The sequence below is a fragment of the Colwellia ponticola genome (assembly GCF_005885605.1).
Lineage (GTDB): Bacteria > Pseudomonadota > Gammaproteobacteria > Enterobacterales > Alteromonadaceae > Colwellia > Colwellia ponticola.
The window spans coordinates 165,342-176,606 of the sequence record NZ_SZVP01000005.1 but is presented as its reverse complement, the minus strand read 5'-3'; the positions used below and the strand labels follow the sequence as shown (position 1 = coordinate 176,606).

Below are 11,265 nucleotides of genomic sequence, written 5' to 3'. Positions count from 1 at the left end.
TTATTGTCGCCGTATTACTATTCATCAAAATGATTAATTGTGCTGTTTTTTTTATAATTTAGTTAGCAATAATACCGTTGTGTTATCTTCTAAGTCATTATTCGATAGTGATTCCATATATTCTTTCAATGAGTCACTAGAAAATTTAAAAATTTGTGAATCATTTTTGAACTGACTCCAAAAACCATCAGAACACATTAATATTGTATTACCGCTAGTAAATTTTGAATAATAAGTTACGTCAATTTCAACATCTTTATTTGAAGTACAAAGTGTTCTTGTTAGGTATCTTCTATAACCATTTTGGTTAATAGTGTCACCATTACATTTACCTTGTTCCACTAGCTCTTGCGCTTTAGAATTATCAATAGTTCTTATTCCAAATGGAAAAGCTAGTCTAAATATATACAAGGGTTAGTGTAGATTTTTTGGCTAAAAAAATTTAGACAAACAATTAACCAATAATTCATGAGCTTGTTTTCTTTCTTCAAAATAATCATATTGATCATATGTAGCTATAATTTTTGGCAGTTTATGATTAAGGCACCTTTCCGCCACATGTGGTGCAACACCAAGACTAGATAAGTGACTTCGACATGTTCTTCTCAAATCATGGATTGTAAAATAGTCTAATAATAATTTGTTCTTTTTGAAAAGAGAAGATAATGCAGCATTTAGTGTATCAGGTGAAATATATGGGTTTCTCTTACTTGCACGGCGGTTAGGAAATAAGTAGTCAGAACCACAAGCCAGTACTTTCAATCCTTGAAGAATCTTAATCAGATCTAATGGAAGAGGGTATTCGATACTTGACCCATTTTTGCTTCGCTCTTTTGGTAAACTCCAAATTCCTTTGTCAAAGTCAAATTCACTCCAAGGAGCAGCAAGCAACTCTCCTTTTCGAACCCCTAGACACCACAATAATATGCAAGCAAGATAGTTTTGCCTTACAAAACTATCCTTATTCTCACGCATTGTTTTGAATACTGTTTCAATTTCTTCAATAGTTAAAAATCGGTCTCTTGATTTTTCAATTCCTCCAGCATCTTTTGAATTAAACGCTAGCGCAGGATTCACTTGGGTTAATCCTAGCTTTATTGCGTGATTAAATAGTTGTTTACAATAAATCAATGCATCATTTGAAATGGTGGGCCTACCACTTTCATTGATTGTTTTTATAACAGTCCTGATGTCCATCGGGTTTACTTCATGGATTGGTAGCTCACCAATAACTGGGGCTATGTCTTTTTTGTAAACTCTTTTAGGTATGCTAGGAAATTTGAGCCTTTCCTCACAGAATTTTAACCAGTCGGCTGCTAAATCATCTACAGTCTTAAAGTCAGAGAGAGTTGTTCGCTTATTTTGAAACTTAGGGTCCATTCCTTCTTTAACTAGCACTTTATAATTAGCAGCAATAGATTTTGCTTTAACCAAAGGAACTGCGGTAGGTTCTTCACCCAAGTTACCAATTGTTAACTCTTTCCTTTTCCCATTGATTTTATACCTAAACGTCCAGCTAGCTGTTTTACTATTTGAAATTCTCAAATATAAATTATCGTCAACCCTGAACCTACCTGCTTCTGACTTCTTGATTAATGATTTAATTTGTTGGACATTCATAATGGTGACACATAATTGTAAAACATAAATAAACCATACATTATGTCACCACTATTGTGAAACACAGAGAAATCACCAAAGAGCAGCAGAAAAAAAGACCTCTAAAATCAGCGGCCTAGTCAAAATAGAAACAGCAATAAACACTCAGGTACTCTATTCTATATTCGCGATCTGTTCACGCATTTGTTCGATTAATACTTTTAATTCAACCGCGCTGGCGGTGATGTCGGTGTTAATTGATTTAGAGCCTAATGTGTTGGCTTCACGGTTAAATTCTTGCATCATAAAGTCTAAACGACGACCTTGTGCGCCACCTTTTTGCAATATTTTTTTGGTTTCGCTAACGTGGCTATTTAAACGATCTAACTCTTCGGCAACATCCATTTTTTGTGCTAATAAAACTAATTCTTGCTCAACACGACCTGAGTCTAGATCAATGTTGGCATCGGTAAATTTATCAATAATGCGGTTACGCTGCCATTCAATCACTTCTGGCATAAAGGCTTGTACTTTATCGGCTTCGGCGCTAATTGCGTCAAGGCGTTGTTCTATCATGACTTTAAGGTTTTCACCTTCGCTAGCACGCGCGGCGATAAAGTCTGTTAAGGCGGTGTCGAATGCGGCTAATAATTCACTTTGAATAGCACTCATATCACTTTCAGGGGCTTCCATCACGCCTGGCCAGCGCATTACTTCTAGTGGATTCACTTGGCTGTTTAAGGTTTGGTCGTTAACCCAGTTGGCATGTTGAATGAGCTGTAAAGCAAGCTTTTCGTTAAGTGCCAACTCAGATTTAGCCGCAGGGTTGGCATTAAAACGTAAGTTACATTCAACTTTACCGCGATTTAATTGTTTACGAAAACGCTCACGTAATACCGGCTCTATACCACGAAACTGTTCAGGTAAACGAAAGTAAGTTTCTAAGAAGCGTTGGTTAACCGAGCGAATTTCCCAAACGGCATTACCCCAGTCGCCTTTTATTTCAATGCGAGAGAAAGCAGTCATACTATAGATCATTGGAATTACCTGAGTTTATCGAGAATTAATGGCGCTAATTATGCCTGTTTCTGTATCTGCTGCCAATGGGCAGTTATTTTATCCGCCACTCGAAAAGCGTTAGCGTAAATAGTAAAAGTGTAAGGTACGCTACCGCCTGTCGGCATAAATGAACCATCGGTAACATACAAGTTGTCAACTTCATGTGCTTGGCAGTCTTTATTGAGTACGGAAGTTCTAGCATCATTACCAAAGCGACAACCACCGGCCATTAAATTAGTAGATGGATAGCCACTGACCGAAGATGATATGTTTTTTGCCCCTAACGCTTCGAGTAGCTTTTCAGCTTTTTTCGATAAATACTCGCCTACTTCCAAGTCGTGGTTATGATAGCCAATACGTACTTTGGCAACCGGATCGCCCCATTGGTCGGTTATTTCCTTATCTAAACTAACAAAGCAATCGTCAGTGGGTAGCCAGTCGTTAAACACTTCAAAACGTAGGGTTTTATAGCTGGTAAATTCTGTTCTTAAACTTTGCTTTAATGCTTCGCCCCACAGTAATTGTTCATCACCGCTTTTATTAACACCCCACTGTGTGCCTCGTGATCGAGCAATGGGATTTTGGTGAAACAAAAAGTCGATGGTGCCGCCCTTAGCTTGGCCTTTTTCATTAGCGCCACTAAAGGCTTTATCAGCAATTTGATACCAGTCTTGCAAGGCACGGTTTATAAAGGGGCCGACTTGTTGTAGCTCTTTAACTTGTTGTTTTGATAAATCGGCGTAATTGAAATCACCTTGACCAATACCGCCGCCACTAAAGAGTAGGTTTTTTCCTACCTGACCATTATTATTAGCTAAACCTTGGGGGAATTTTTCACCGGTAGAGGCGAGTAATAAACGCGATGTTTCGACCGCTTGGCAAGCGATCACATAAATTTTGGCGCTTACTGATTTTTTTCGCCCTATTTTATCGTAATAGTGCACGCCAGTAATGTTGCCGTTTTGGTCATTGGCAATCTTGTAGACTTTAGCATTGGCTTTTATGGTGCAATTACCTGATGCCACCGCATGATTTAAAAGCGCTGCTCGACCACTACCTTTAGCACCTGTTGAGCAACCGTAGCTGCTACAGTAGCCTGAATATTCACAGCTGCGTCTACCCATAGCTGGTTCAGATAAAATAGCTCTAGGAACAGGGGTAGCATGATAGCCAATTTTTTTTGCGGCTCTATCTATCCAAGCTGACATTGGCAATTCAGCAACAGGCGGGTAGGGAAAATTCGTTGAACGAGGCTCTTGATGGGGGTGTGCAACTACTCGACCCGATACACCCACTTCACGTTCTACTTTGGCGTAATAGGGCTCAAGCTCATCGTAGCTAATGGGCCAATCTTCAATATTGGCACCTTTTATCTCGCCAAATTCAGACTTTAAACGAAAATCTATCGGTTTTAAGCGATGAAAATAACCGCTCATAAAGTTTGATGAACCACCAACAACATTACCGTTCCACCAGCTCCAACCAGAATCACTGGTTTTTTCACCTTGCCAGAAAGGTTTATTATGTTCATCAAGGTACTCTTCTTCAATAACGTGTTGTTCATCGGTTAATTTTGGATTATAAGCATCATGAATACTGATGGTTAACTCATCTTTAAAAAATTCTTTTTCGGTTAACCAAGGGCCTTTTTCAAGCACTAATACTTTTGCGCCTGCTTGGGCCAATTGATAGGCAATAGGAGAGGCGCCAGCACCACTACCGACGATACAAATGTCATAACTCATGCTTTTCTTGTTCCTTGAGGTGATGCCTTAGCGCGTGAAGCAAGGCGATTATCGTCAGATGCTATGCGCTTATGAGGGGCGATTTTTTGTGCGCTAGTAGAATGTACTTGATTAAGAAAACTAATACGGGCTCTGCTGGGTAATTCGAAGTAGCGTTGTCCTTTTTCAGGTAAAGGAAAGCCAGGTTGATGTGCTAACCATTGCCAACCAATACCATTAGGGTTACCACCATAACTGGCAGGGGCAAGCATGGCTTGGAAAATATAACCGAGTAAAGTATTTAACCAGTTTTGTCCTGCGCTTGAGCGACTAATGCCCTGCAGTAATTGTTCTTTATCGGCAATGCTCAATTGAGCAAAATTAGCAGATTTTTCACTATTGGCATAACCGTTTAACCAACCAACCCCCTTGAGGATAAATTCTTTTTCATATTGATCGGTCGGTTGTACCGTCATTACTTGGTATAAATAATAAGTTGCTTGTATATCGCGGGCGCTTGGACCTGTTGCTGAATGAGGCAATAAGTGATTGAGGGTGGCGTCCAGTGTTAACCAAGGATCTGTTTTCACTAGGCTATGAAGTAATTCATTGAGCGAAGTTTGTCTGTCAACGCTAACACCTACATCTAAACCGAATGCTGGTAAAGTGGTTAATACGCCCATACCGGCTGCTGATTTAAGAAAACGACGGCGGTTTTGCTGGTTTTGCTGGTTTTGTTTTTTTTGTTTGTTAATAAACTCAGGTGTTTGATAATTCTTATCAAAAAAAGATGAACATTTATTGGCATTCATCACTGAACTGCTCCGTTTTTTGTGGTCGCAGTAAGTTGTGCTTGAACGGCAGTAGCACTAACTGACCAATTGCTTAAAAAGCTCAACCATTGGGTTGTTGAGTAATCACTACCCTCTAATAATTCCGCGGTGTCTTTCGATAAAATCATTTTACCTTGCGCGGTTGATACATACATATGCGGATAGCCTAATACTGGCGGTAGTGATTGCATAAAATCATTATTTTCATTGCGGTCACTTACGTTAACTTTCAATACGACATATTGGCTATGTAGTGCTTGATACACTTCGGGATTTTTCACTAGAAAGTTATCCATTTTTTCGCACCAATTACACCAGTTACCGCCTATCTCAATAAGCACCTGTCGATTGGTTGCTTGTGCTAGCGCTAGTGCAGCCAAAGCATCAGCAAAAGGATCGCGTTGGTCATCATACACTTTACTGTAAGTGGGTAAGTTTGGTGCTACTGCCATAGATGAAGTGTTTGCTATAGCGACACTACTAAACAGTATGTTTAAACAGATGACTAATGAGCTAAAAATTTTCATAATACGCTCTAATAATATTTATGATTAAGACAACTAACATGACCTTGCTTTACCTAACTTTATTTCAAAAATCTCTTTTGTACTCATATTACTTCAAAATATAGCATTTAATCTCTGTGTGAAGACACGCATCTTGAAGTGACTTAGTTATAAGCACTATAATAGCGCAATTAATTTTTCAGTCTCACTCTAAAGATAAAGGAACACACATGCGTCCAAGCGGTAGAACATTGGGGCAAATTCGCCCGGTAACTATTACCCGTCAGTTTACCACTCATGCCGAAGGCTCGGTACTTATTGAATTTGGTGAAACTAAAGTCATTTGTACTGCGACCGTTGAAGTCGGTGTGCCACGTTTCTTAAAAGGTAAAGGCAAGGGCTGGGTTACGGCTGAATATGGCATGTTACCGCGTTCTACGCATACGCGTATGCGTCGTGAAGCAGCTACAGGTAAGCAAAGCGGGCGTACTTTAGAAATTTCTCGTTTGATTGCTCGTGCCTTACGCGCTGCGGTTGATTTAAAAGCCTTAGGTGAAAATACTATTTCAGTTGACTGTGATGTAATCCAGGCTGACGGTGGTACGCGTACTGCGGCTATTACTGGTGCGTGTGTTGCCCTTGTTGATGCGCTTAATTATATGCGCGCTAAAGACATTATTAAAACCAATCCACTTAAGCACATGATTGCTGCGGTATCGGTTGGTATTTATAAAGGCGAAGCCGTTGCTGATTTAGATTATATAGAAGATTCAGCAGCGGACACTGACATGAATGTAGTCATGACAGATACCGGTAAGTTAATTGAAGTACAAGGGACTGCTGAAGAAGAGCCGTTTAGCTTTGAAGAAATGCAAGCAATGCTTAGCTTAGCTAAACACGGTATTAATGAACTATTCGACATACAAAAAGCTGCATTAAGCTAAACGCACAGGAAATAACAATGAAAGATTATCAACGCGAATTTATTGAATTTGCAATTGAGAAACAAGTATTACGCTTTGGTGAGTTCACGCTAAAATCTGGCCGTGTTAGCCCTTACTTTTTTAACGCCGGTATGTTTAAAACAGGTGGTGATTTAGCCCGTTTAGGTCGTTTTTATGCGGCAACATTAATGGATGCAAAAATTGATTTTGATTTAGTTTTTGGTCCAGCTTACAAAGGTATTCCTATTGCGACTACCACGACGGTTGCGTTATACGATCATCATAATATTGATGTACCGTATTGCTTTAATCGTAAAGAAGCTAAACAACACGGTGAAGGTGGTTCATTAGTGGGCGCGGCACTTGCAGGTAAAATCATGTTAGTTGATGATGTTATCACCGCTGGTACGGCTATTCGTGAATCAATGGAGATTATTAAAGCCCAAGGTGCACAGCTTTCAGGTGTATTAATTGCGCTTGATCGTCAAGAAAAAGGCCAAGGAGAACTGTCTGCAATTCAAGAAGTTGAACGTGATTTCGGCACACAAGTTGCTGCGATTGTTACCTTAGGTGATGTGGTTACCTATCTTGAAGAGCAAGTCGCTAATAAGCCAGAATTAACTGATAACTTAGCAAACATTAAACAATATCGTCTAACGTACGGTATTTAATGGCTAACGATTGTTAGTGAAAAAAGTATAGTCATGTGAAAATCACTAACGCCTTTGTAGTTAATGCTTCAAAGGCGTTATTTTTTTGTGTACTATTTTGGAGAAATATTCTTGGCAACATTAGCTATTATTACTCTATTAGTACGGTGATTAGTTCGTCAATTAATTCGCTAATTAGTTTAGCCGTTACCTAACATAATTAAACAGCACAATTAAGCAACACTCACAGGGAATGGTTATGTTCAATGCTAAGAGGTACAAGTTCTTATTCTGGCTAGTAAGTACTTTGTCATATACTCAGGTGGCTGTGGCACAGGAAAATTGCCTGACTATTCAAGAGGATTATGTCTCGCTTATTGAATCGGGTAAGTATCGATTTGTTAATGAACTAGCCGATACAGAGCAAGATGAGCAGTTCACCGGTATTCATTTTAAAAGCCTATCAAGCTATCAACAATATCTTAGCCAGGCTTATCAGCAAATAATTCAGAAAAACCCTAGAGCAAGTATGCCTTGTCCGCTTGTTACTGAGACCTACCAGCAGTTAGCAAAAAAGAATCATTGGTCAACAACGCCGCAAATAAGCCAGTTGCTCGCACCGTTTGAGCTAGCCCAAAATAATAATGATAAAGCTATTTTGCTTATTCACGGATTAACAGATTCACCGTTTTCTTTTCATGATCTAAGCCAGTTTTTTTACCAACAGGGTTTTACCGTACGTACCTTGTTATTACCCGGGCATGGGACGGCGCCATCAGCGTTATTAAATACGAATTATGAAGAGTGGCAGCAGGCGGCAACCTTTGCCATAGAGCAAACCTTAGCGGATTATAGCGAAGTTTATCTTGGCGGTTTATCTACCGGTGGCGCACTTATTTTTGATTATTTAATGCAAAAAGAGCAGGTTGATACAAAGATTAAAGGCTTATTTATGTGGTCTCCGGCGTCAAAAGCGAAAAATAGTTTAGCTTGGTTAGCTAAATACATTGATGCTATTCCTTTTGTTGATTGGCTTGATATCGATGCCGATATAGATTTTGCTAAATATGAATCATTCCCCTATCACGCCGCGGCGCAGGTTAATTCGATCATGAGTCTCGTTGTTGATGAAGGCGCTAGTGCAAGTCGACAGTTACATGAAATACCACTCTTTGTTGTTGTTAGTGAACACGATCAAACCATAGACACCAAACATACTTTACAGTTAGTTCAACAGTGGCAATTAGCTTCTGCTAAAACGCAGATGAAAAAAAGCGTGTTAATTTATTATGGTGATAACAATCAGTTGCCTTCGAAGTTAGCAGATGTGATGACGGTAATCGTGCCAGAGTGCTCGCCAAAAAGCTTATGCAGTGATGTGTTAGATGTCTCTCATATTGCCACCACTAATTCGCCTGATAACCCCCATTATGGTGTTAATGGGCAATATAGAAATTGTGGTCACTATGTAAAAGATACCGCCCGCTATCAAGCCTGTAAAAATAATAAACAGACTATTAAGGGAGAGACTACCGCCATTAATCTTGCGCATAAGCGAGCAATGCAAAGACTAACCTACAACCCTTACTATGCTGAAATGCTTACTGAAATGACGGCATTTTTGCAGGCCACGCAATCATCAATGAGCGAATAACTAACTAAATAATAGTTTGTTGATAACTGCTCATTAAGGTTTGCCAGTTTTGCTCGGTAAAATAAAACTGCGGTTGTTTAGTTAACTCTTTTAAAAATGAGCGCTGTAAACGCGCCATGTTTTCTTGCTTCCACTGAGTCTTTACCGGATTAGTACGTAATTCACAGCGATCAAAATCAATTAAAAACACCTGCGCTTTATTATCCAGTAAAATATTATGGCTATTTAAATCATGATGATAAATACCATGGTGATGAAAGCGTTTAATGGTCGCACCAATACGTTGCCAAATATCATCTGCTAAAGGCTGCTTAGATAACACAGCCACCAAATCTTGAGCGTGTTGAATACGACTAGAAAGCAAGTCAGCTTTATAACATAAGCCTTGTTGAGTAACACGGTAAGCAATAGGCTCAGGAGCGGGTAGTTGCAGTGTTTTCATATGACGTAATAAAGCAAACTCAACGGCTGCACGGGTTTTTTCTACGCCAGTAAACCAGTAAGAATCCTTATTAATTTTACCGATTAAACCACCGCGATAATAATGACGCAACACCCAATCGTGTTGGATGTTTTTATGGTCTTTATAGGCGACAAACCAGGTAGTGCCGCGACCTTGGGCGGAACCGGTAACAGCATTGTGTTGTTGCCAATAGCTTGGGCTCAACATTGCCGCACTAAAATCGCTGATCAGGCTTTGATTGAAAAAGCAGGTAACGTTACCTTGTTTAAGCTTAGAAAAATTCTCGTTGGTTGTTGCTTGCGTCACTCGCGGCCTCTTAATTTTGGGATGGTAGTGTCAATACTAACTTTACGGGTAATGTCAGGGTTAATATTTATCTCAGGGTTGATATTTATCGTCGCCAACAGCTTTATTACTTGCGCTAAAGTTTTGTCACTAGCACCTTGATTCGCCAACACCACTTTAAGAGCATTTTCACCTAAGGCTTTTTGCTCAGCGGGTTGTTGTAATAAGTGTTTCACTTTACCGATAAGTTGCTCTACAAGTTGACTGGCAAGCTCAGGACTAGCCTTATGAGTGGCAGTATCATTAACTACCGAATTATAGGTTAGCTCAATAACGGCTTGCTCTTGCCTTAACTGCTGCATTATTTCGTTAAAGTTACTCATGTTAGGACCAACAATAATCGGTTTGTTAAATAAAGCCGGCTCTAATGGATTGTGACCTCCTACTGCACTAAAACTTCCCCCCATGGTGACGATATTACTGAGATCAAAAGCCGCCATAAGTTCGCCAAGGCTATCAAGTAACCACACTTGTTCATTGTTAATAACGGTACTTTCACTGCGCTTTGCTAATGTAAAACCTTGCTTAGTACAAAGACTAGCGACTTGCTCAAACCGCTCTGGGTGTCTTGGCACTATCACTAATAATAGCTGTGGGTAGTCTAGCAATAATTGCTTAAAGGCAGCTAAGGCAATAGCTTCATCGCCCTCATGGGTACTGGCAATTAGCCAAATGGTTCTTTTGGTTTGATTTTTATTGGCAAAAAGTAATTTGGCTAACTCCGCTTTTTTAGTGGTCACTTGCTGATTAATACTCATATCAAACTTTACATTACCAGTATTTAGACAGCGACTTGCCTCTGCACCTAGTTGTAGAAAATGCGTTAAGTTTTCTTCACTTTGAGTGAGTATTTTATCAAAGCGATTTAAACAGGGTTCAATAAGTCGGTTTACTTTTTGATAACTCGTTAAAGATTTCTTCGATAAGCGACCATTAATTAATAATAATTTAACTGAGCGCTTACTACATTGAGCAATTAAGTTAGGCCATAATTCGGTTTCCATAAAAATCATCATGGTAGGTTTAAGGCGCTGCAGAAATAAGGCAGTGCAGGGCAGTATGTCTAGCGGCAAATAACCGTGTTGAACACGGTCACCAAAACATTTCGATATTTGTGCCGAGCCGGTTGGAGTAAATGAGGTAATAGTGATGGGCAAATGAGGGTAAGTAACCAATAACTTCTCGATAAAACTTTGTAAGGCAATAACTTCACCAACACTGGCAGCGTGCACAACAATACCGCCTTGTTGGTAAGGTTTTGGGAAAAACCCCAAACGCTCTGATAAGCGCTGACGATAAGCGGTGTTATTCTTAGAACGCACCAGTAAAAAAGCCAATAATAACGGTGATAACAGCAAGAGTATAATGCGGTAAATTAGCAGGGAAATCATATAGGAGAATATTGCTCAATGGTCAGTTTATCGGTAGATTATATCAAAGGACTTGCAAATAAGCCTTAGCAATTATGGCTGTACGAAGTATGCCTTA

The 11,265-nt window shown here is 39.6% G+C and carries 11 protein-coding genes; 3 read left to right on the top strand and 8 right to left on the bottom strand.

Annotated elements, in window-relative coordinates; translation table 11 throughout:
* Positions 1-51 precede the first annotated feature (51 nt).
* From FCS21_RS08015 to FCS21_RS07990, 6 genes are all read right to left on the bottom strand, one after another.
* Positions 52-342, bottom strand: a complete 291-nt coding sequence (locus FCS21_RS08015) for a hypothetical protein (RefSeq protein WP_138622198.1) — start codon at positions 340-342, stop codon at positions 52-54.
* Positions 343-432: 90 nt separating this feature from the next.
* On the bottom strand, positions 433-1,620 hold the full coding sequence (locus tag FCS21_RS08010; protein WP_138622196.1) for a tyrosine-type recombinase/integrase: 1,188 nt from the start codon (positions 1,618-1,620) through the stop codon (positions 433-435).
* A 153-nt stretch (positions 1,621-1,773) separates the two neighbouring features.
* The gene (locus FCS21_RS08005; protein ID WP_138622194.1) at positions 1,774-2,637 is read right to left on the bottom strand and encodes a YicC/YloC family endoribonuclease; all 864 of its coding nucleotides are present in this window, start codon (positions 2,635-2,637) and stop codon (positions 1,774-1,776) included.
* Between the two features lie 38 nt (positions 2,638-2,675).
* The gene (locus FCS21_RS08000; protein ID WP_138622191.1) at positions 2,676-4,403 is read right to left on the bottom strand and encodes a GMC family oxidoreductase; all 1,728 of its coding nucleotides are present in this window, start codon (positions 4,401-4,403) and stop codon (positions 2,676-2,678) included.
* Complete coding sequence (locus tag FCS21_RS07995; protein ID WP_246047109.1) at positions 4,400-5,194, bottom strand: gluconate 2-dehydrogenase subunit 3 family protein; 795 nt, start codon at positions 5,192-5,194, stop codon at positions 4,400-4,402. Before FCS21_RS07995 ends, FCS21_RS08000 begins: the two co-directional genes overlap by 4 nt.
* A complete protein-coding gene (locus FCS21_RS07990) occupies positions 5,194-5,742 on the bottom strand; it encodes a thioredoxin family protein (RefSeq protein WP_138622187.1) in 549 nt (182 codons plus the stop codon). The genes FCS21_RS07995 and FCS21_RS07990 overlap by 1 nt, the downstream gene beginning before the upstream one ends.
* 209 nt (positions 5,743-5,951) lie before the next feature.
* Here FCS21_RS07990 and rph point away from each other — a divergent pair, with 209 nt between their 5' ends.
* The 3 genes from rph (at position 5,952) to FCS21_RS07975 (ending at position 8,969) form a co-directional block, all read left to right on the top strand.
* Positions 5,952-6,665: a ribonuclease PH gene (gene rph, locus FCS21_RS07985; protein WP_138622185.1), complete on the top strand. Its 714-nt coding sequence runs from the start codon at positions 5,952-5,954 to the stop codon at positions 6,663-6,665.
* A 17-nt stretch (positions 6,666-6,682) separates the two neighbouring features.
* The gene (pyrE, locus tag FCS21_RS07980; RefSeq protein WP_138622183.1) at positions 6,683-7,336 is read left to right on the top strand and encodes an orotate phosphoribosyltransferase; all 654 of its coding nucleotides are present in this window, start codon (positions 6,683-6,685) and stop codon (positions 7,334-7,336) included.
* A gap of 286 nt (positions 7,337-7,622) precedes the next feature.
* Complete coding sequence (locus FCS21_RS07975; RefSeq protein ID WP_246047108.1) at positions 7,623-8,969, top strand: alpha/beta hydrolase; 1,347 nt, start codon at positions 7,623-7,625, stop codon at positions 8,967-8,969.
* Between the two features lie 4 nt (positions 8,970-8,973).
* Here FCS21_RS07975 and FCS21_RS07970 read toward each other — a convergent pair whose 3' ends face one another.
* Together FCS21_RS07970 and waaA are read right to left on the bottom strand one after the other, a co-directional pair.
* On the bottom strand, positions 8,974-9,738 hold the full coding sequence (locus tag FCS21_RS07970) for a 3-deoxy-D-manno-octulosonic acid kinase (RefSeq protein ID WP_138622179.1): 765 nt from the start codon (positions 9,736-9,738) through the stop codon (positions 8,974-8,976).
* Positions 9,735-11,168, bottom strand: a complete 1,434-nt coding sequence (gene waaA / locus FCS21_RS07965) for a lipid IV(A) 3-deoxy-D-manno-octulosonic acid transferase (protein WP_138622177.1) — start codon at positions 11,166-11,168, stop codon at positions 9,735-9,737. The genes FCS21_RS07970 and waaA overlap by 4 nt, the downstream gene beginning before the upstream one ends.
* Positions 11,169-11,265 lie beyond the last annotated feature (97 nt).